Here is a 21,225-nt window from a genome sequence, read left to right on the forward strand (position 1 = left end):
GCAGGAAGACGCAGCAGCCACATAGTGTTGCCCTATCAGTGAACGATGTCCGTGTTCTGAGTCACAGCGATCATCCACTTTGGACCGGAGCGCACCAAAACGTTGGTGACGATACCATCACGGCTTGGCACAGCCTCCCCTTTCATCGTGGTTTGCCCCTCCAGACGCCAGGTGGATCTTGCAACGATCACGTCCTGGCTCAGCTGTTTGAAGGTCGTATCGACGACGGTCAGGTGGCTGTGCTTGAAGATGGTGGAGTGCACAAAGGTGTGCGCATCCTTGATAGCGGTACGTCCACGCCACCGTGTACCCTCGATGTTCACGTAGTCAGCGTCCTCGACAAACAGGTTTGCGAAGGCATTCATGTCGTGCTCGTTCCAGGCGTTCACGAGACTTGTAAGAGTCGCGCGAACGCCCTCCACATCGCGGTTTTCTTGCACATCGCCAGCATGAGATGCAAATGCGATGAGAAACAACAAAAGCATGGCGAGCAGACGCATCGGTGAAGTTCTCATACGAAAGTCCTTGTGGCTCGGTTCTGGCGCCCGGCCAGAATGATCAATCCAGACAGCCCACGTTGTAGTGGACCTGCTTATTGCCCCATTCCCACAGCTTTGAAATCAGAATCCAGCAATTCGTGATGCCACAACGGGCCGACTGATCCTGCGCAGCCGGGTCGCGACGAAGAATAGCCAGCACATCATCACGACAACGAATGCGCGATTGGCAATGCCGTAGGGCATGCCGCGATGCAAGGTCTTGAACTGAATGAACAGCGCAATGACCAGCAGCAGCGCAAAGACAGCGGCCGCCAACCGGTAGGCACGCCAACGCGCGTCAAGCAGCGCGACGATGGCCATCAGCACTGCCGCGGTGACCAGGCATGCAACGTTGATGTAGAAGCTGATGGCGTGAATGTCACCCGCTCGTGTCGACGGTGCGCCAGGGAGATCCGTCGGGTACATTGCGGTGACCACGGCTCCCACCGACATCACAGCAAGCAACACCGCGACGACCCATGCCGCAACCGTACGCGGATGACTGAACACAACAGCAAAGGCAAGCATCAGGCATCCAAGTCCCATGATGGCAAAGGTCGCCGCCATCACGCCGCCCCATGGTCCGACGGCGTAGTCGCTTATCATGTGGCTGGATATCGCGTAGTCGGGTCTCAGCAGATGCATGAGCGCGAGGCCGATCACAACGAAGGCAAAACACGCGATGGCGACGTTAGCGAAGCGGGCGCCGGGTGGGCCCAGGGTGGAGGAGATCATGGATGCTCCTTGATGGATGGCTCACCACTCAGCTCCCGCCAAATCGGCGAAAGCTCTCCGATAGAACAGGAGCGGTCCTGTATGTGATGCAAGCGGTTCGGGAGTCTACGCGCCCAGCACTTCGTTGCCACTGACCATGATTGCTATGCACATCGGCATATCGCCAGGAAAGGCAAACACGACAGTCATGTGGGATCCGCTGTAGCGTCCGCCCGCAGCGAGTCCACCGTCTTGAAGGATCTGGCGCGGCAACAGGCGACCCAAGGTGAATGCCTTCACTGCCTTGTCGTGACGTAACCTTAGTGGGGGTTGCAGCGAAGATAGCTGGACACCCCGGCCTATCGGAGCACCCATGTCAGACCCCGCCCCCAAGCCTCGACATTTGCTCTGGCGCTGGCTCGCCATGGGTTCCGCCGTGCTCGTGCTTGCACTGGCCTTTGCCTATACGGGCGGCTGGCTTACTCCAAAAAGGTTGACCGCACAGCGCATCGTGGATGCCTTTGAGCGCGATGGCGGCATTCATCCCGGCTATCGCCGCAACCACGCCAAAGGCATTTGCATCGCTGGCTATTTCGACAGCAATGGCCAGGCCGCCCCCTATTCCAGGGCCGAGGTGTTCGCCGTCGGCCGAACACCCGTTGTCGGCCGTTTCGCCGTTCCCGGCGGCAACCCCTATGCACCGGACAGCAGCGTGCCGATACGCAGCCTTGCGCTGCGCTTTGCCTTGCCCAACGGGCAACAGTGGCGTACCGGCATGAACGCCATGCCGGTGTTCCCGGTGTCGACGCCCCAGGCGTTCTACGAGCAGTTACAGGCAAGCCAGCCCGACCCGGCCACCGGCAAGCCAGACCCCGCGCGAATGAAGGCGTTCTTCAGCCAACACCCCGAGACCGGCGCGTTCCTCGCCTGGATCAAAAGCGCGAAACCCTCCGCCAGTTACGTGACCGAGAGCTACAGCGGCCTTAACGCGTTCTACTTTGTCGATGGGAAAGGTGAGCGCCATGCCGTTCGCTGGCAGATGACGCCGGAAGCGAAAGACTCTGGAACCGGTCCCGCTGATGACACGGACTATCTCGCCAGCGACCTGCACACGCGCCTCGCCACAGGTCCGCAGCGCTGGCACCTGATGGTGACGCTCGCCGCACCGGACGACCCCGTGGACGACGCCACCAAGATTTGGCCCCCGGATCGCACCACCATCGATGCAGGCACCCTGGTGATCGAGAGCGAGCAGTCGCAGGCAAGTGGCCCGTGTCGTGACGTGAACTACGACCCCACCGTGCTGCCGGATGGCATCGTGGTGTCAGGTGATCCGCTGCTTGCGGCGCGCTCCGCCGCCTATGCCACCTCCTATCTGCGTCGCACCAGTGAAGAAGCGCATGTTCCCGGCGCAGCTCACGCGGCCACGTCCAAGCTGGAGCATCCGTGATGAACGCACCTCACGCCTTTCATCCGCTGGCACGCCTGCTCCACTGGACCATGGCTGTGCTGATCCTTGCCATGTTGTTTGTTGGCGTTGGCATGGTCACCACGGTCTCCAGCAAACATCAGTGGCTGCTGGCCATTCATCGACCACTCGGTGCCACCTTGCTTGTACTGGTGATACTGCGATTGTGCGTGCGACTGCGCTTCAAGCCGCCCGCCCTGCCCGCTGACATGCCGGCATGGATGCAGTTCCTCGCACATGCATCGCACTGGGTGCTCTACGGGCTGATGATCGTTATTCCGCTGGTCGGCTGGGCCATGCTGTCGGCAGGCGGCTATCCGATCATGCTGGGGAGTGCGTGGCATCTGCCACCCCTACTGCCGGCCAATGGAGAGCTGTTTGCCTGGCTTCGGATAGCGCACGGCTGTCTAGCCTATTTACTGTTTCTCACCATCCTTGGCCACATGGGCGCAGCGCTGTATCACGCGTTGATCCGTCGTGACGATGTATTTCCAAGCATGACGTTTCCATCGCATGGACATGCCACCGCCACAGGGCCATCGAATGCCACGAGCGATGCATCACCACCTCCGCCCGCTACCGATGCCAATCCTTCTGCTGAGAAAGGAGCCAGGCCACTTGAGGATGGGTAGCGCAATGAATGCGTAGCAGGCATCCGATGCGAGAACTACGGTACTGACCGGCAGCCGTCTGGCACACACCGTCCATCGCGCTAAAACAGCACGCCTTCGATGGGTTGCAGCGGCTCCGGCAAATCGGTTTCGCCAAGCAAGCTGCGAAGATTGATTTCCACCGCACGGCATATCGCATCCAGCGGCAGATCATTGGGCAGCAGGTCAAATGGGTCTTCGATCTGCGTACCGATGGCATCCAGACCAAAAAACGTATACGCGAGCACGCCCACGGCAATCGGCGTCAGCCAGCCCAGCGGGCTGAAAAGGCAGAACGGCAAGATAAAGCAGTACACATGCACTGTGCGGTGCAACAACAAAATGTAAGCAAAAGGAATGGGCGTGCTCTTGATGCGTTCGCAACCGCCCAACACGTGTGACAGCTGATTGATTTCGCGATCCATGGCTGCAAGCAGCATGGCGTCGACACCTTCAATGCGAGCACTTCGCACATACGAATCACCGATGGCCCCCATCAAGGTGTTTGGACGATTCGGCGAAACCAAGACGGTCGCACACACCTCAGGGGACAACCACTTCTGCGCATCCATATCAGAATTTGATTCACGCAGGTGATGCCGCAGCACATGCGCAAAGCCGATCAGGTCATACACCAGCCGACGGCGCTCCGCTGCCGGCAGACCGGGCATAAAGGCCAGAGCCTGACGCGCCAGGTTGCGGGTCGCGATCACCAATTCGCCCCACAACGTACGCCCTTCCCACCAGCGCTGATACGCCACGGTATTTCGAAAGCCAAGAAAGATGGCCAGCGTCAAACCAAGCAAGGTGAGAAAGGCTGCATTGATTGTGAAGTGAAGTGCAACTCCCCGCTGCTCCGCGATCACCACGGCCAATGAGAGCAACATGGCGTACAACACGCGCGGCCAGATTACAGGAATGATGGACCCTTTCACCGCAAACAGAAGGGTGATGACTGAATCGGCGTTATGCGGACGTACGATCATGATGCGCTTCTGATTATCGCAGGAGACTGAAGTGACCTGTCCATCGGACCAATCGCGAGACGGCACGACAACCGCACTTTCCGTCGATTGTGTATTCACGTTGCGCCACGCCGCCTGGCAGTAGCTTGGCGATGACATCCGCTCCCCGGAGGATCACCCAATGAACACCAGCACCATGCAGCTTGGAAAAGGCAACATCGAGCCTCTCATCCTACGGGCATTGATACGCAAGCTTGTCGCCAAAGGCGCTATCTCTATCGATGACCTCAAGGATCTGTTGCTTGAAGCCGCAGTACACGCTGACCTGATCGTCGGCAATAACCTGACGCAGCAGGAAGCTCTTCAGATGGTCGAAGGCGACTTGCTACCCGCTTTTATCAAAGACTCATGAGCGTCGCTACCGCCGCGCCGCCACGTCCTGCGCACTAAGCGCGCCTTGCTTTCCGCCGAAGTGGCCGGTGATGTAGTTGGAGAGTGCCGCGATCTCCGCGTCGGAATACGCCCGACCAAACGACGGCATGAAAATCCGCTGGCTTCCTACGTTCAACTGCGAGCCGTGCAGGATGATCTGCGTGAGGTTGGTTGCATGCGGATCAGTCACTGTACGCGTACCGGTGAGTGCCGCGTAATCAGTCTGGCGCCCCTGTCCGTTATCGAGATGACAGCCCGCGCATGCGCCGACAAAGATTTGCTCGCCCAGGCTTGCTCCGCCATTGGCATTGGCCACGGCAGCGCCCGATGGTGCACCGGACGAAACGGGCATACCCGTGGCCTGGGGTTTGACATCTCGAAGATAGGTGACCAGCGCAGAGATGTCGGATGGCGTGAGGTACTGCAGGCTGTGTTCCACCACCTCACCCATGGGACCCGAGGCCGTACCGTGCCCGGCGACGTGCCCTGTGGAAAGATAGTCCGTGAGCTCCTGATCACTCCATCCACCAATCCCATGCGTCTTGTCGGACGTGATGTTGTAGGCGCGCCATCCCTGCAGCTCTTCGCCGGCCAAAGCCTCACTTCCTTTCATGGCAAACGCTGCATTCCTTGGCGTATGGCACTCGCCGCAATGCCCCAACGCCGTCGCCAGATAGGCGCCGCGATTCCAGGCTTCGGACTTGCCCTGTTCGGGCTGGAAACGTTGCTTGTGCAGGAACATGGCATTCCACAGACTAAGCGCCCAGCGCTGGTTATACGGGAACGATAGGTTGTTCTCGCGCGCAGGTGATGACACCGCCGGCAGGCTGAACAAATACGCCTTGATCGCCAGAATGTCGTCACGACTCATCGCCGTGTAGGACGTATAGGGAAAGGCCGGATACAGAGGATGACCTTCCTTGTCGATACCGGCATGCATGGCGCGCACGAAATCATCATCGCTCCAGTTACCGATGCCGGTGTCCTTGTCTGCGGTGATATTGGGCGAATAGAGCACGCCAAAGGGCAGCTTGAACGGCACGCCACCGGCATAAGCGGCACCGCCGGGCACGGTATGGCAAGCCACGCAGTCCGCTGCACGCGCCAGGTATTCACCGCGAGCTATCACCTCCTTGCTGGCAAGGTCCGGCGGGGTGCCTGCACCTTGCGGCTGGGTGCCACGCTCGTCGCCCGTGTGACTGACGGTCACCAGCGCATAGCCGGTGAAGACGATCAGCACCAGCACCACGATGCCGACCGCCGAGCCAAGCACGCGTTCGATCTTCATGACTGGCTCCTCGCGTCACCAGAAACACCATCCACCGGCGCCGCAGCAGATAGCACTGCTTTGAGGGCATTCTTGTCCTGCACCAGCGCCGTCGTGTCGATCGGAAGCTGCCTCAGGCGCACGCCGGTGGCGGCAAAAATCGCATTGGTCAGTGCCGGCATCGCCATCACGGTACCGGTTTCGCCGATGCCGCCAGGCTGTTCCTGGCTCGGAACGATATACACCTCGATCGGTGGCGTCTGATTGAGGCGCATAACCCGATAGTCGTTGAAGTTGCTTTGTTCCACCGCACCCTGTTTCAGGGTGATGCCGCTGTAAAGCGCGGCACTCCAGCCAAATACCAGGCCACCCTGAATCTGTGCTTCGACCGTGTTCGGATTGATCACGATGCCGCAATCCACTGCGGCCACCGCGCGCTTGAGACTGACTTCGCCCTGCGGCGATACTTCCACGTCGACGATCACACAGAGATAGCTGCCAAAGGGCGCCGCGAGCGCGATGCCTCGCCCTTGTCGCGCCGACGGTGTTCCTTGCCCCCAGCCCGCCTTCTCGACAGCGAGATCCAGCACGCCACGCACGCGCGGGTTCTCACCCAGCATTTCGCGCCGATACATCACGGGATCCTTGCCGGCGGCGTGCGCCAGTTCATCGACAAAGCTCTCGACGACGAAGACGTTATGCGTCGGCCCGACACCACGCCACCAGCCGACTCTCATGCCAGCGGGAAAATCGTGACGCACCCATTCCGAGCGGAAGTTGGGTATCTGGTACGGCAAGTCCGCCGCGCTCTCCACCAGATCCGGATCAAGGCCATTCTTGCCCATCGCGGGCGGCGCAAACGAGGCCAGCACCGATGCCCCCGTGGTGCGGTGAGTCCATGCTGCAGGCTTGCCCTTGTCGTCGAGCGTGGCCGAGATGCGGTCGTAGTAGGCCGGGCGATAGCAGTCTTGCGCAATGTCCTCTTCGCGGGTCCAGATGACCTTGATCGGGTAGTCCACCTGCTTGGCGAAAGCCACGGCTTGCCCCACTGACTCCTCAAACAGGCGACGCCCGAAACCGCCACCGATGTACTGGTTGTGGACGGTGATGCTCTCCGGCGGCAGACCCGTCACCTTCGCAGCAATATCCGCACAACGCGCCACGATCTGTGAGCCCACCCAGATCTCGCAACTGTCGGGGCGCACGTGCACCAATGTATTGATTGGCTCCATGGTCGCGTGGGCGAGCAGCGGAAGCTGATAGACGGCCGAAATCTTTTTACCCTGAACGCCATCCGGGTGTCCCACCTCTTTAGCGACGATCGGCGTGCCGTGCTCCGAGGCATGAGCCAGGTCGGCAAACATCTGCTCCGTGGTGAAGTTGGCGTTGACGCCGCGATCCCAGTGAATCACCAGTGCGTCGAGCCCTTGCTTTGCCGCCCAGAAATGCTCGGCAACCACCGCTACGGCATTGTCGATCTTCAACACCTTGAGCACGCCCGGAATGCTTAGTGCGCGCGTATCGTCCACCGATGCGAGGCGCCCACCAAACGTGGGGCACGCCTGCACCGTGGCGATCTTCATGCCCGGCACTTGGACATCCATGCCAAACAGCAAGCTGCCATCGACCTTGCCCGGCGTATCCACGCGGCGCAGCGACTTGCCGATCAACTGGAAATCTTTGGGGTCCTTCAGTAGTGCTTTCTCAGGTGGCGTCACCTTGGCTGCCGCGTCGGCAAGTTCACCGTAATGCAGCGCGCGGCCACTTGGCGTGTGAGTCACCACACCGCGCGTTACCGTGCATTGCGAAGGGTCCACCTTCCAGCGTTGTGCTGCCGCGCTTACCAGCATGTAGCGAGCCGCCGCACCGGCATCCCGCAATGCCGCCCAGCAGAATCGCACGGTGGTGGAGCCGCCCGTCGCCTGCTCACCCAGCAGCGGATTCAAATACAGCTTGCGGTTCGGTGGCGCATGCTCGACGGTGATCTGATCCAGCCCGACATCCAGCTCCTCGGCCAGCAAGGTAGCCTGTGCCGTATACACACCCTGCCCCATCTCCACGTTGGGCATCACCAGGTGCACACTGCCATCGCTACCCACGCGCACGAAGGCATTGGGCGCAAACAGCGGATGGCCTTCATCCACGCGCGCACCGTTGCCGAGGCCCCATACACGAGTGGCGCCGCCCAGCCACATGAAGGCCACCACCAACCCGCCGCGCTTGATCAGTTCGCGTCGCGAAGGGCTCTGCAGGTCGACATCATCGTGAGCAGGACGAACAGGTGAATTCATGACGGTCTCTCGATCGATAAACGATGAACCTGACGGTCAAATATTCAGGCGATGGTTTGCGGCAACGTGGCCTGCCCCGTAGCCGCCTGCTTGATCGCCGCGCGGATCCGCACGTAGGTGCCGCAGCGACACAAATTGCCGGACATGGCAGCATCAATGTCCGCATCGGTCGGCGTGGGCTTTTGCGCAAGCAACGCGGTGGCCGACATGATCTGTCCCGTCTGGCAATAGCCGCATTGCGCCACCTCGATACCCAGCCAGGCCTGCTGAACGCGCTTGCCGAGTTCGGTGGCGCTGATGCCTTCGATGGTGGTGATCTTCTTGCCCACGGCCCCGCTGGCGGGCAAAACACAGGAGCGTACCGGCTGGCCATCCAGATGCACGGTGCAGACACCGCATTGAGCCATGCCGCAACCGAACTTGGTGCCGCTCAAACCAACGACGTCGCGCAACACCCATAGCAGCGGCATGTCATCGGGTACATCGACCTGCCTGTCCTGACCGTTGATGGTGAGAACAATCATGCGGATCTCCCTCGCAGAGGATTTTCATCATCCCGCGCCCAGAACCCCATGAGGGCGTAGACGCAGAATTTTCGTTTCCCGCGTTTGCCTGGCCGCTCGCCACTCGTCTGACCGCCGTGGCAAGGCCGCATGGTGACGCATGCCCTCGAAAATACAAGTGAAGATCCCGTGGCCTTGCTTGCTGCCGGGTGGGCCGCTGGCGCTCCGGGCCAGTAATGAACGAACATCCCGCTGGAACCATGCGCCAGGGCAAGCCATGAATGTCACCCAGGAGTTCGAGCCGCTCTACCGCGCCGCCTTGGCGCTGGAGCCTGCTCACGACTCAGCGGGAGCAGCCCTGGTGACCATTACACATACACATGGCTCTACCTTTCGTCGCGCGGGCGCAAGCATGCTGGTACTGCGCGACGGCCGCCTGGTTTGCGAGCTGTCCGGTGGTTGCCCTCAGCGCGATATTGCCCTGCGTGCCCGCCAGGTCATGGACTCCGACCAACCTGCACTGGTGTCGTATGGGCGTGACTCCAACTACGACGTAATGATCGAAACCGGCTGCGGTGGCGAGCTTCAGGTGTTGATCGAACCACTTCGACATGGCGACGACGTTCGCTTTCTTGAAGCCATCGCCAGACTGAGGGCATCGCGTGACCAGGGCACGCTGGTCACCTGCTATGCAGTGGATGGCATTCCTTTATCGCCACGCCCGCAAAGACTGCTGAAAGGCGCGCAGGAACTCTGGGACGGCATGGCCGATCGAGCGCTTCGACAGCTTGTCGACAGGGAGCTGGCAGTGATGCGCGCTGGCGCAACGGCATCAAGTCGACAAGTCGTACTGCAAAGCAAAACCTATGAGCTCTTGTTTGAACCGATAGGGCCACCTCATTCGCTGGTCATCATTGGCGACAACGCAGGCGCTCGCATGCTGGCCGAACTTTCGCTTCAGCTTGGCTGGGAGACAACCCTGGTTGATCCCTCGCAATCCAACTCGAACCCGCACCATGGCGTGCGGTCCATCGCTGCGTCGCCAGCATCGCTTTCATCCCAGCTGACGCTCGATGATCTGACCTCCGCGGTGGTGATGACCCACCGACTCGATCGCGACATGGTCTATCTCGACGCGCTGCTGAAAACACCGGTGAGCTATGTCGGCGTTATCGGCTCACGCCAACGCGCCGCACAGATCAGGGCCGCATTTCCGCTGGCCAACGGCCGGCTGCATGTGCCTGCAGGCCTGGACATTGGTTCGGAAACACCTCAGGAAATAGCCATGGCGATAGCCGCCGAAATCCTTGCATTACGCAATGGTCGACGTGGCGGGCCGCTGTCTCAGACTCGGAACCCTATTCACCCATGACGCATGGCGCCGCCAGTACAGCAGCGGTGATGCTTGCGGCAGGCAGTGCGAGCCGCTTTGGGTCTGTCAAGCAAGTGCTGCCCATCGATGGCGCGCCTATGGTTCGCCGCGCAGCGATCACAGCGCTTGAAGCTGGTCTGTCGCCGGTCACTGTGGTGATAGGCGCGCACGCGAATGAAGTAACCGAGAGCCTTCAGGGTTTGGACGTCCATCTAGTTACCCATCCAGACTGGGCCGACGGCATGGGTAGGTCGTTGGCACTCGGTGTACGCGCAGCTCTGAATTACACGCCATCGCTGGCTTCAATCATGGTGCTTCTGGCAGACCAGCCCGCCATTCGCGCGATCGAACTCCTGGCGATGCTCAACCAGTACGCACGCCACCCCGGCCGTATCCTGGCCGCGTACTGCGATGGCCACACCGGGCCACCGTGTATTTTCCCCGCCGGCGTCTTTAATGAGCTTGCTTCACTGGCTGGCGCTGACGGTGCGCGAGGCGTACTCCAACGTCACGCCGCCATGGTCGACCCGTATGCGCTGCCATCCGCGGCACTCGATATCGACACACCTGCCGACCATGCGGCCTGGCTGGCTAGCCAACGCCCCAAGACGTCGGGCAATGACACCTAGCCCCTTGCCTCACCTCAGACGGGCAGCGCCGTCGTCTTCTTGACCGTGCGCAGCGCCAGGGTCGACTGCACACGCACCACGCCTGGCAGCTGGGTCAGGATCTCGGTGTGGATCCGCTCGAAGTCCGCCGAATCCGCATAGGCCACGCGCACCATGTAGTCAGCGGCGCCGGCCAGCAGGCAACACTCGGTCACTTCCGGGTGGTCCTGAATGGCCGCTTCGAACGCATCCAGCGCCGAGCGCCCCTGCTGGTCCAGCGTGATCAGCACGAACGCGGTGCCCGGCAGGCCCGCCGCCTTCTCATCCACCAGCATCACGTAACGCGAAATAAGCCCCCGCTCCTCCAGCAACTTCACGCGGCGTAGGCAGGCCGAGGGGGACAAATTGATCTGTTGTGCGAGCTCCAGATTGGTCAACCGCCCGTCCTGCTGAAGCAGCCGAAGGATCGCCCGATCACGGTCATCAAGGGTGGTTTCTGGATGCAGCATAAAATTTCACGATTGACGGCAAAAGTCGCCAGATATTCTACAGGACAGCCCTTGGCGATGATAAATCAGCACTCTATTGCTTGATATCTCAATCATACTGCTGCACCGGCGCCCACCCCACCGGGCCCGTCAACCTTCACTATCTAGAGAGCATTCAAGCCATGCGCATCGGTGTGCCGAAAGAAATCAAGAACCACGAATACCGCGTGGGCCTTATCCCGTCGTCCGTGCAGGAACTCGTGCATAACGGCCACCAGGTCATGGTTCAGGCTGGCGCCGGCCTGGGCGCTGGCATCACCGACGCTGACTACATCGCGGCGGGTGCCTCCATCATCGACAACGCCGACCAGATCTTTGCCGAAGCCGACATGATCGTGAAGGTGAAGGAGCCGCTGGCCGTCGAGCGCAAGAAGCTCCGCAAGGGCCAGATCCTCTTCACGTACCTGCACCTCGCTCCGGATGCCGAGCAGACCCACGACCTGATCGCCTCGGGCGCCGTGTGCATTGCCTACGAAACGGTCACCGCCAACAACGGCTCGCTGCCGCTGCTGACCCCGATGTCCGAAGTCGCTGGCCGCCTGGCTCCGCAGGTGGGTGCGCACTCGCTCGAAAAGGCCCAGGGTGGCCGCGGCGTGCTGCTCGGCGGCGTGCCGGGCGTGCCGGCTGCTGAAGTGGTGATCCTGGGCGGCGGCGTGTCCGGTACCCATGCAGCCACCATCGCCGTTGGCATGGGCGCCAAGGTGACCGTGGTCGATCGTTCGGCCGATGCCCTCAAGCGTCTGGCCGCCCAGTTCGGCACCGCCATCTCCACCGTGTTCTCCACCCGTGCAGCCATCGAAGAGCTGGTGCGTCGCGCCGACCTGCTGATCGGTACCGTGCTGGTGCCGGGTGCCGCTGCGCCGAAGCTGGTGAGCCACGAGATGGTGCGCACCATGAAGCCGGGCTCGGTGATCGTGGACGTGGCCATCGACCAGGGTGGCTGCGTGGAAACCTCGCACGCCACGACTCACTCCGACCCGACCTACGTGGTCGACGGCGTGGTGCACTACTGCGTGGCCAACATGCCGGGCGCCGTGGCTCGCACCTCCACCTTCGCGCTCAACAGCGTGACCCTGCCCTTCACCCTCGCCCTGGCCAACAACGGCTGGAAGAAGGCGCTGCAGCAGGACGCGCACCTGCGCAACGGCCTCAACGTGAGCGAAGGCCAGGTGACCTGCGAGCCGGTGGCCCTGGCTCACAACCTGCCGTACGTGAAGGCGGAAACCGCGATCGGCATGTAAGGTTGTGTTGATGTTGTCTCCCCTTGTGTAGCGAGTGGGAGTAACGACACCACCAAGCGGACACCTCAGGGTGTCCGCTTTTTTTATGGGCTACGCACGCGCTATGGCGTGCCTCACCAGGTGAAACGCGCACCTATGCGGCCACCAATAGTGTGGCCGGTGTATTGCGCGCCAAAAGGCTTTGCATACTCCGCCGAGCCGAACACACTCCAATGCCGGGCAACCTGGGCCGCGATTCCCAGCTGCGCCTCCCACCACTGCTTGCCCAGCGAGGAGTTGAAGGCCACCGCATCCGCCCCGTCCAGCGACGTGAATGTCGCCCGCGGGGTCGAGCCCGTCATGACGCCCCAGGCGTTGACGCGAAACCACCCGGTCAACGGATTCTCATTGACCATCACGTTGTCGGTCAGACGCAAACCTATGCGGCCATACAAGGCATTTCCGCCGCGGTAGTCGATGTCACCAAAGTCGTCGTGACCTGAGTTGAGCGACACGTGCTGGAAAATAGCCTGCGCCTGAGGCTCCAGCGCCCATCCGTGTCCCAGGGCATACGGATAACCGCCCTCCAGCGAAACCGCGATACCGGTGCCCGACGTGCGTAGCTCCTGCCCCGCTTGCGAGCGTCCACTGACATCCAGGTAACGCCCGATTTGCACCACCGCATCGATATAGGCGTTTTCCGGGTATTTGTGCGTCCAATAGCCGGTGAAGTAGAAGCCATCCATCGACACCGAGCCCACTTGCACGCCAGGGTTGTAGATGTCATTGACCCTGCCGTGGGTCCGCTCCCCACCGAGTGCGAAGCCCGCAATCCAGCGGCCGTCATCATCAAAGCTCTGATACAAATCCAGACCTGTCTGGAACCCATACAGGTCGTAGTTGTAAGCGGGACCGCTATTGAGGAAGCGATTCAAATTGCCGACAACATCACCGGAGTTGCCATAGCCCACATGAGCGTTGGCGCCAAAAATGCGGCCCCACGCGTTGACAGGTCGAGCCACGTTATCGTTGGTATTGGTGTCGATGAGGCTGGCGTAATCCTCGCCCTGACGGTCGTGATACGTGCCAAGCATGGCCAGGCCCATGCGATAGGCCAGCGAGAGCAGCGCGGTATCGACAGGCACCTCGACACGGTAGTCCGGTATCGACGGCGGTTCGGGCGATGGTCCCGGCGGGGGCGGCGGAGCGGGTGACGGTGATGGTGCGGGTGATGGCGATGGTGCGGGCGCCGGTGATGGCGCCGGTGCCGGTGGCGGTGGCGGAACCGGTATCGTCGAGCGCAGATACCAGTTGCCGTCGTTGCCGTCGTCAACCACACCGTCCTTGTAAAGCCTGTACTCAAATGCACCAGCGGCAACACGACCACCCAGCGCAAACACGCCATCTGCGGAGGCGCTCTTGTTCAACACATTGACCAGCAAGATACCGTCACCCACCGTTATCGCACCCGGCGAGTTCGCGACCGGCGAAACGGCGATACTCGTTGGCGCCGAACCCAGCCGGGTGGAATCGACTACCAATACGTCCGACAGCGAGCTGACGTCACCCTGATTGAGGAACGTGTTGACCCTGAGCGTGCCTCCATTGGCAACAAACACGCCACCACCATCCTGGCCCGGCGTGTGGCCACCGGAAATCACCAGCACGTCGCCGGCCACAGGGTTGGCAGTGAGATCGATGATTCCTGAGTTATTGAAGGTCTGCACACCAAGGATCTGACCTTGCAAAGGCCCGCCGATGGCCATGGCATTGTTGGCGTTTCCCAGCGGCAGATATTGGCCGGCAGAGTTGAGCGTAGACGCTGGCGGATCCACCAACGCAATCGTGCCACTGTTGTTGATGACGTTTTGCCCCGACGTGCCAAAGTCAGCGACAGCCACCGCCAAAGTGTCGCGCACCGGGTTGCCGCTCACATCGAAGGTGCCCGTGGTGTCCGCGAGATGGCGCAGATTCCAGGTCCCCGCATTGTTCATGATGTTGATACTGTTGCCCAGCGTCACGTAGCCCGTGATCGTGCCAGTTGCGTTGTTATCGATAGTCAGCTGAGGGCCGGTCATCAGGGTGGAGTCGATGGCCAGATCGGACCAGGCGCCGAGGTTGCCGGAGTTGTTGATCAGCGCCGTGGCGAAACTGCCTGATGCGGCGACGCCGGTCGTACCGGAGATGTTGCCTGCCGCCTCATTGGTCACCGTGAGCCCTGAGCTTGCGCCCGTAGCGGAAACCAACACACCCTGTGACTGACGAGAGGCCACGGCTGCCGCATTGTCGACGTTTATCGCACCAGTCACTGCCGTCGCGCTGATGCCAACCGAGCTCGTACCCGAGGTAAAAACAGGACCACTGTTGGTGATGGTGTTGGTGCCGTTACTGGTCTGCGCAAAGATGGCCGGCGAGGAACTGCCTCCGGTCGTCACCGGGCCGCTATTGATGATGTTGGACGTACCGGCTGGGCCAGTGACGCTGTTCAGGCCAATACCGCCGGTTGCGGTATTAGTGTTGACCGCACCGCTGTTGTTGATGGTGGTTGCGTTGCCGCCCGACGACGTGGCGGTAATACCCATGCTGTTGTTGCCACTGACGGTAACGGGCCCGGTATTGGTAACCGAGATGACACCGCCAGGTGTACCGCTGGTGATCGCTTCGATGCCATTGGCATGCAGGCCACTCGTGACTAGCGTGGCAGCATTGGAAAGTGTGATGCCGCCGGCCGTACCAGTGGAGATATTTCCCGTGGTAGCCAGAATACCGTCGCTGTAGTTACCAACAGTGGTGATATTTCCGCCGGCGTTGTTGGCTACACCCACCGCACCCGAAGCACCGGTGCCGGTCGATAGCGTCCAAACATAGATGCCATTGCTGGCGTCGCTGATCACACTGGGCGATGCGCTGGCATTGGTCGGGCTACTGCCTTGAGTCCCAATGCTGCCGCTGTTCGTCACACTGACAGCGCCCGTCGCGAGCGTGTTATTCGCCGCCGTCGATGTCACCGACGCCACGGGAATCGCCCGATGCGTCGTCATCGCCTGGATGCCGTCACTGTTGGGACCCGCCGTCGCAATGTTTCCAGTGTTGGAGACGTTCACCGTACCCAACTGAGATACCGCATCGATGCCATTCGCCAATGGCCCGGTGGTATTGATCGTGGCAGCCGTAGTCGCGGTAACTGTGCCCGTGCCGGATGTTGCTGTTTGTAGCCCCGCATTGTTGAAGGGCGTCGCGCCAGCGGGGTTGTTCGGCACACCAAACGTCGAATTGTCGACATTCACCGTCACGAGGTTATTGACCGTGGCTTGAAGGTTGCCATTGGCGCTCAGTGAATCGACAAAGAGACCGTTGCCGCCGTTCACCGTGATCGTTGAGGCGCCCGTAATTCCCGACATATCCAACGTGGCCGGACCGCCATGCGTGGTCGTTTCCACCGCATCATCTTTACCGGTGGTGAGGGTATTTACGCTGACATTCAGCGTCCCAGTAACTGTGGTTGTTGCAGACCCGGTACCTTTGACATTCACCAGAGTGCCGCCACCCGTTCCAGGATTGAACGTACTTGTGTTGGGATTGAGACCACCCACTTGCACCGTGTTATTACCAGAGAGGGTCAGCGAGGCATTGGCGCCATTCGTCACAATGTTGATGCCGAGGGACGGCGCGGTCCCTCGAAAATTCAGGGTCGTCCAATTGGACATGGTGACCGTAGCCGTGGCGCCAGCGCCCGTGCCGAGCGGATCCACAAAAAGCGTGGAGGCCGCTGCGCCGGTAGGACCCACATAAAACGTATTGGGGCCCACGGCGCTAACGGTGGTCGGCCCCGTCGCGGTCGAACACGATTGCGGGCCGGTATAGGTGGTTCCGGATACAAATGAGCAGGTTTGTGCGTGCGCGCCATAAGGAACTGCGGCAAGCAATACGGCGCCAAACACCACCGAAGGTGCGCCACGAGAAAGCGTCCAATGCCGCCCGGAAGAAGCGCCTCCCAACCGCACTCCGCCCGAGTTCGGCGCACATACTTCGCTGGATGCCAATGCCGCGACGATCGACGCGGCCAGCCGACCACGTCTGAAGGACCACACGATGCTATTCATAGGGTTCCCTTATGAATATCGGTGATGAGCCCCTGATTGACTTGGACGCCCGCCGCGCAGCCCAATCGGATACACCGGATGGGCGACTGCTTCACTTATCGTTGACAGAGTCGCCCCGGAAAGAATGCCCTTCTCCTTGGCGAGCGCGGATACCAAGGAGGCTACGTGTACTAAGAGCCACCCTTGGCCAACACACGGACTGCAATGACGCAAACTGCATGGCAGTCGCCGAACCAGTGCCACGATCCCCATGTGATGCGATTAAATCAGCCGAATACTGGCCCCAAAACCGTCAGCAGGCAGTGAAACCGCCTCACCAAATTGACAAACGATCGACATTTGCGCTGTAGCGCATGCTTGGGTGACGGGGTGCCCGATGACGCCCCGTCACTTTAAAATGGCGCACATGACTCCCTGGGAACGCTGATGACCGAACCTGTACGCCTCGCCAAACGTGTCGCCGCCATGGCTCAGTGCTCTCGACGAGAGGCGGAAATGTATATCGAAGGTGGCTGGGTGCGCGTGGACGGCGTCACCATAGAGGAGCCGCAGTTCAAGGTGGCGGACCAGCTCATCGAGATCGATCCGCACGCCCAGCTTGAAGCCGCCGAGCCCGCGACACTGGTGTTGCACAAGCCCGTTGGCATCACGATTGAAGAAGCTCGCGCACTGATCATTCCGGAGAACCACTCCCCCAATGACGCATCCGGCGTTCGCTTGCTCAAGCGTCACTTCGCGCGACTGGAATCGCCGATGCCCCTGCCAGACAAAGCCAGCGGCTTGTTGGTGTTCACACAGGATTGGCGAGTAAAGCGCCGACTGGAAGAAGACTTCGACCGCATCGAGCAAGAGCTCGTCGTTGAAGTGGCCGGCAAACTGGCACCGAACGGCCTCGCCCTGCTCAACCACGGACTAACCTTCGACAACTATGCGCTGCCGCCCATCAAAGTGAGCTGGCAAAACGAAACCCATCTACGTTTCGCCTTGAAGCGGATTGCGCCCGACAGAGTCGAGCGTATGTGCAACGCCGTCGGGCTGAAGGTGCTTGCGATGAAGCGCATTCGCATTGGCCGCATTCCCATGTCGCGAATGCAACCGGGGCAATGGCGTTATTTAGCTGGGACGGATCGGTTCTGATGGTTTGAAGGTGCCGCTGAGGTGCGCTCCATAGCGCCATCACTGACAGCCACACTCGCCAGAACACGCATAGAAAGAATCAGCAAAAGCCGACAGGCAAACGCCGAGACCATTTGCTAGTTTCGGCGTGTCACTCGCGGGGTCACCGCAACCGGCTGCACGAGTGACCGTGACAGTAATGTCACGAGGCGCGGGCCGTGTGAGTTAGCGCTCACACGACCCGCTAACCACAACCAACTTACACGAGTTGATTATGGCTACCCACGATCATACGGCACGCGCTCGCCCGTCGACTCCCCCTGACGGCACCCTCACTGCCCCACCCGGCCGCCCGCACAACGCAGGCACCGCCAAGGCTCCACGACCTTTATCGAGCCGCCTCGACCCAGTACTGGCGTGCTATGTGCTGGCACGTTTGCGCATCGATATTGAGCAGCACCGGGAGGCCATGGCATCAGGCCGCCCAGTCCCGCCGTTGGAATGGCCCATATCCGGCGAGTTCATCGCTTGCCTCACCACCGCCATCCACTGCCTTGACCACTACGCCGGCCGGCTCGATCACGAGCCCCCAGTGAACGCTTAACCCGTCCGATGATCGCCCCCGTGGCGTATCGGCTCTCGGGTCGATGCGCCACACCTGGTGATCACTGACAAAGAACGAGGCGTTGCCCGACACGGATCAGAGCGTGCACCGGCCCCTGTTTAGATCTGCTTTAGGTCGGAGGCGGACGTCCCACGAAACGACCAAAGCTCAGGGTGTGGCAGCCGCTTTGGGCAGTGAGAAGTTGATCGGCACTCGCGTCCACGAATCTACTGGCGCACCATCCCTGTAGGCGGGACTGAACTTCCAACCGCTAACAGTGGACGCGGCGCTCTCGTCCAGCTCGGAGTAGCCGCTGCTCTGTTCGATTTTTGTCTCTGTGACCTGGCCATCCACGCCAACCTTGGCCAAGACTCGGACGATACCCTCATGACGACCTTGTATGGCCGCCGCTGGGTATTTCGGCTGGTGTTGCGAGGCATACGTGATGTCCATTGCCGATCCACGCGTGGGCGGGAGGTTGTCCGGCGAAATCATCTGAGCAGTGGTCGGCTTCGTGCTGCCAGCAGATGCTTGCTGCCCGGCAGATGCCTGGTCTCGTGGGTATGCAGGTGCGGGGCGCGCCACTTCTTGATGAGAACAGGCCCCAAGCATCAGTGCTGCGGCGACTAAATAAAAGCTACGCATTCTTCTCCCCTTGGACCCGGGTAACGCTCTGTCCGCTTCGGGTCGGAAGCGGACCTCCACAAGAAACGCATCTTAAGTGCCCGGTGCGACCCGATCTTGCAACTTAAGAATCTCCGCCGAGCTTGTTTGAGCCTTGCTGGCCGCAGGCTGCACCGACGGGTTAAACGGATACCTGGATCCGTTGAACCGCATCAAGACCTCTCCTTTGCCCCGGGTGTTGACGATAAGGGTTCGCAATCCATGCAGCCTTTCGCTGAGTACACCGATAGGTTCGTTGGAGATCGTGCTTGATGAGACGAGCTTCAAACCTTTATCCGTGCTCCGCAAGACAAGGAGATTGCACCCGGCCGAGCCGCAGTAGTCTCCATCCAACATGACCAGGGCGTCCGGTTTGCTTTCATCACCCAGCTGCACCCAGGCGTATCGATAGCTGGGCGTTACTTGAGATTTGGTGTAGGTGCGAACCGACGCATCTAACGAGGCCAGGTCTTGTGATTGGCAATTCCAGCTACCCACTAGCAGGATCATCGCGACAGCTAACGAGCGAATGTGAGTCGAGGTCACTGCTGTCCCTTTGAATGATTCTGGTGGTTGGAACTGTCCGCTTCGGGTCGGAAGCGGACACTTCTAAATTGCCGCCACAGCCCGGATAGGCGACCAGCCAGGCGCTAGCGCTTGGCACTCAGAATCTTTGAAAGACTCTCCCCGTCATCAGGGTAAACGATATCGGCGACCCTCCAGCCGGCCTGTACCTTTCTGAGCCGATAGATCAGCTTTCTCGTCTCGCCGTTCGGATACCGGACTTCTGCCACCGCTTCGCCCAAGGCCGACTCGCCGACAATCTTGACCGTCGCACCGCTGGGATCCTGGCTATCCCATATTGGGGAAAAGTCGAGTTTGCAGATGTCCTTGGTGCGTGCGGCGCACTCACGATCCTGGCGAATGAGCAACGAGAGTTCTGGCGTGAAATATCGCGCAAGGACAGCCTGAGACTGATCAAGCAACTGCCTTTGTGCACCCGGGCCATCTAAGACAGCCTCGCCTGCGAAATCCTCGTATAGAGCGCGAACAACGCTGACGTCCTCCCGGACCCCACCTCCTTCGACGGCGAAGCTAACTCTGGCCATCAAGCCAACGAGAGACATGCTTACAAGTAGTAACAGACTGCGCGGCGTCATTTTCACTCCACCTTTACTCGCATGCCATTGCACAAAGGTCCGCTCCGGGTCGGTAGCGGACCTTACATACCCTCAATGATTCTTGAAAGTAATGCTCGACGCTGAGCGAACGCAGACCATCTGCATTTCCCCTGCTCTGGCCGACGAGAGTGGGCATACCTCGAGGTCAGCAATCGCATCCCGATCAAAGGTCACCCCCTTTCGAAGGCTATCCGGAGCATCTTCATCTTCTGCCGGCAGGACACCCAGGATTCGATGCGAGTTGAGTGGGGCAATGCGCATCGATGGTGTGCCATTGGCGAGGAAAACGCGCCCACGAAGCGCAAAGCATTTGCCATCGCTCTCATGCGCAGCCTCACAGGCAGAGACCTGGCTTGTCAGTACTGCCAAGCCCAACCCCATGCACGCCAACAGGCCCAAATCGTGGTTTGCCACCTTCACACCCCTTGCACCCAATATTGGAATGTCCGCTCCGGGTCGGAAGCGGACATCCGACTAAAACTTCGCCTTCGGTCTAACCGACCAGATGGCTACGAACATACATCTGCATGAGCACCCACGCTCCAACCATGACTGACCATGTCGCCATGAGGCCCCATCCCTTACCTATTAACGTGTTCCGCACAGCCCTGACGAACACAACGACGTTCAGGACGGTGCAAACGGCCATAAAGGGAAGTGCTGTAAAGAACCACGATATGGCACTCGGGCCATCATCGGCATATAGCGCACCATCGGGCATATCTGCCCAGAGCCTCGAACAAAAAAACAAGTAGCCGCCAAGCCCAAGGGCGTTGGCAATCAAGCAGAACTTGGCCCCGTTTGACACTTTTGTCATCCCTTTCCCCACCCTCCTTCAATCCTAAAGATCAGGCATGGCGGACTTATGCCATGCAGATGGCAGATGGCCAGCGGGCCGATCAAAAATGTCCGTATATGGACTCCTCCCCTTTGCCAAGCATCCCCTAGCCCTGGCGTCCGTGTCGACTGCCTACGTATATC

General features: G+C 60.4%; 19 protein-coding genes. 8 read left to right on the forward strand and 11 right to left on the reverse strand.

The window, feature by feature from the left end; genetic code table 11:
- Nucleotides 1-35: 35 nt before the first annotated feature.
- Nucleotides 36-500 (reverse strand): SgcJ/EcaC family oxidoreductase, encoded by a 465-nt coding sequence (locus tag AC0GUR_RS10190; protein ID WP_472877344.1) that lies wholly within the window; start codon nucleotides 498-500, stop codon nucleotides 36-38.
- A 120-nt stretch (nucleotides 501-620) separates the two neighbouring features.
- A complete protein-coding gene (locus AC0GUR_RS10195) occupies nucleotides 621-1,274 on the reverse strand; it encodes a DUF998 domain-containing protein (RefSeq protein ID WP_472877345.1) in 654 nt (217 codons plus the stop codon).
- A 352-nt stretch (nucleotides 1,275-1,626) separates the two neighbouring features.
- On the opposite strand from AC0GUR_RS10195, the gene AC0GUR_RS10200 reads away from it, so the two are divergent.
- Both AC0GUR_RS10200 and AC0GUR_RS10205 read left to right on the forward strand, forming a co-directional pair.
- On the forward strand, nucleotides 1,627-2,703 hold the full coding sequence (locus tag AC0GUR_RS10200; protein WP_472877346.1) for a catalase family peroxidase: 1,077 nt from the start codon (nucleotides 1,627-1,629) through the stop codon (nucleotides 2,701-2,703).
- Nucleotides 2,703-3,353 (forward strand): cytochrome b, encoded by a 651-nt coding sequence (locus AC0GUR_RS10205; RefSeq protein ID WP_472877347.1) that lies wholly within the window; start codon nucleotides 2,703-2,705, stop codon nucleotides 3,351-3,353. Before AC0GUR_RS10200 ends, AC0GUR_RS10205 begins: the two co-directional genes overlap by 1 nt.
- A gap of 80 nt (nucleotides 3,354-3,433) precedes the next feature.
- Here the strand turns inward: AC0GUR_RS10205 and AC0GUR_RS10210 are convergent, their stop codons facing one another.
- Complete coding sequence (locus AC0GUR_RS10210) at nucleotides 3,434-4,357, reverse strand: bestrophin family protein (RefSeq protein WP_472877348.1); 924 nt, start codon at nucleotides 4,355-4,357, stop codon at nucleotides 3,434-3,436.
- 160 nt (nucleotides 4,358-4,517) lie between these two features.
- Here AC0GUR_RS10210 and AC0GUR_RS10215 point away from each other — a divergent pair, with 160 nt between their 5' ends.
- Nucleotides 4,518-4,748, forward strand: a complete 231-nt coding sequence (locus tag AC0GUR_RS10215) for a hypothetical protein (protein WP_472877349.1) — start codon at nucleotides 4,518-4,520, stop codon at nucleotides 4,746-4,748.
- A gap of 6 nt (nucleotides 4,749-4,754) precedes the next feature.
- Here the strand turns inward: AC0GUR_RS10215 and AC0GUR_RS10220 are convergent, their stop codons facing one another.
- From AC0GUR_RS10220 to AC0GUR_RS10230, 3 genes are read right to left on the reverse strand one after another with little or no spacing between them, the layout of a single operon-like run.
- Nucleotides 4,755-6,056 carry a c-type cytochrome gene (locus AC0GUR_RS10220; protein ID WP_472877350.1) on the reverse strand — a complete coding sequence of 434 codons (1,302 nt, stop codon included), beginning with the start codon at nucleotides 6,054-6,056 and terminating at the stop codon, nucleotides 4,755-4,757.
- Nucleotides 6,053-8,326 carry a xanthine dehydrogenase family protein molybdopterin-binding subunit gene (locus tag AC0GUR_RS10225; protein WP_472877351.1) on the reverse strand — a complete coding sequence of 758 codons (2,274 nt, stop codon included), beginning with the start codon at nucleotides 8,324-8,326 and terminating at the stop codon, nucleotides 6,053-6,055. The genes AC0GUR_RS10220 and AC0GUR_RS10225 overlap by 4 nt, the downstream gene beginning before the upstream one ends.
- Before the next feature lie 44 nt (nucleotides 8,327-8,370).
- Nucleotides 8,371-8,850: a (2Fe-2S)-binding protein gene (locus AC0GUR_RS10230; protein WP_472877352.1), complete on the reverse strand. Its 480-nt coding sequence runs from the start codon at nucleotides 8,848-8,850 to the stop codon at nucleotides 8,371-8,373.
- A 256-nt stretch (nucleotides 8,851-9,106) separates the two neighbouring features.
- Between AC0GUR_RS10230 and AC0GUR_RS10235 the strand changes: the two genes are divergently transcribed.
- Together AC0GUR_RS10235 and AC0GUR_RS10240 are read left to right on the forward strand one after the other, a co-directional pair.
- Nucleotides 9,107-10,201, forward strand: coding sequence for an XdhC family protein (locus AC0GUR_RS10235; RefSeq protein ID WP_472877353.1), 1,095 nt, complete (start codon nucleotides 9,107-9,109; stop codon nucleotides 10,199-10,201).
- The gene (locus AC0GUR_RS10240; protein WP_472877354.1) at nucleotides 10,198-10,830 is read left to right on the forward strand and encodes a nucleotidyltransferase family protein; all 633 of its coding nucleotides are present in this window, start codon (nucleotides 10,198-10,200) and stop codon (nucleotides 10,828-10,830) included. Before AC0GUR_RS10235 ends, AC0GUR_RS10240 begins: the two co-directional genes overlap by 4 nt.
- Before the next feature lie 14 nt (nucleotides 10,831-10,844).
- Here AC0GUR_RS10240 and AC0GUR_RS10245 read toward each other — a convergent pair whose 3' ends face one another.
- On the reverse strand, nucleotides 10,845-11,318 hold the full coding sequence (locus tag AC0GUR_RS10245; RefSeq protein ID WP_472877355.1) for an Lrp/AsnC family transcriptional regulator: 474 nt from the start codon (nucleotides 11,316-11,318) through the stop codon (nucleotides 10,845-10,847).
- A gap of 161 nt (nucleotides 11,319-11,479) precedes the next feature.
- Here AC0GUR_RS10245 and ald point away from each other — a divergent pair, with 161 nt between their 5' ends.
- A complete protein-coding gene (gene ald / locus AC0GUR_RS10250; RefSeq protein ID WP_472877356.1) occupies nucleotides 11,480-12,598 on the forward strand; it encodes an alanine dehydrogenase in 1,119 nt (372 codons plus the stop codon).
- 113 nt (nucleotides 12,599-12,711) lie between these two features.
- On the opposite strand, the gene AC0GUR_RS10255 is transcribed toward ald, so the two are convergent.
- Entirely contained in the window at nucleotides 12,712-16,680 is a 3,969-nt protein-coding gene (locus tag AC0GUR_RS10255; RefSeq protein WP_472877357.1) for an autotransporter outer membrane beta-barrel domain-containing protein, read from the reverse strand.
- Nucleotides 16,681-17,106: 426 nt separating this feature from the next.
- On the opposite strand from AC0GUR_RS10255, the gene AC0GUR_RS10260 reads away from it, so the two are divergent.
- Nucleotides 17,107-17,817: an rRNA pseudouridine synthase gene (locus AC0GUR_RS10260; RefSeq protein ID WP_472877358.1), complete on the forward strand. Its 711-nt coding sequence runs from the start codon at nucleotides 17,107-17,109 to the stop codon at nucleotides 17,815-17,817.
- Nucleotides 17,818-18,070: 253 nt separating this feature from the next.
- Nucleotides 18,071-18,400 (forward strand): hypothetical protein, encoded by a 330-nt coding sequence (locus AC0GUR_RS10265; RefSeq protein WP_472877359.1) that lies wholly within the window; start codon nucleotides 18,071-18,073, stop codon nucleotides 18,398-18,400.
- A 168-nt stretch (nucleotides 18,401-18,568) separates the two neighbouring features.
- Here the strand turns inward: AC0GUR_RS10265 and AC0GUR_RS10270 are convergent, their stop codons facing one another.
- The 3 genes from AC0GUR_RS10270 to AC0GUR_RS10280 all read right to left on the reverse strand — a co-directional run bounded on the left by AC0GUR_RS10270 (nucleotide 18,569) and on the right by AC0GUR_RS10280 (nucleotide 20,223).
- Nucleotides 18,569-18,853, reverse strand: a complete 285-nt coding sequence (locus AC0GUR_RS10270; RefSeq protein WP_472877360.1) for an energy transducer TonB — start codon at nucleotides 18,851-18,853, stop codon at nucleotides 18,569-18,571.
- Nucleotides 18,854-19,117: 264 nt separating this feature from the next.
- Nucleotides 19,118-19,609, reverse strand: a complete 492-nt coding sequence (locus tag AC0GUR_RS10275; protein WP_472877361.1) for a hypothetical protein — start codon at nucleotides 19,607-19,609, stop codon at nucleotides 19,118-19,120.
- Between the two features lie 104 nt (nucleotides 19,610-19,713).
- Nucleotides 19,714-20,223, reverse strand: a complete 510-nt coding sequence (locus AC0GUR_RS10280) for a hypothetical protein (RefSeq protein WP_472877362.1) — start codon at nucleotides 20,221-20,223, stop codon at nucleotides 19,714-19,716.
- Nucleotides 20,224-21,225: the final 1,002 nt, after the last annotated feature.

Source organism: Dyella sp. PARNA 12/25 (genome assembly GCF_055702865.1).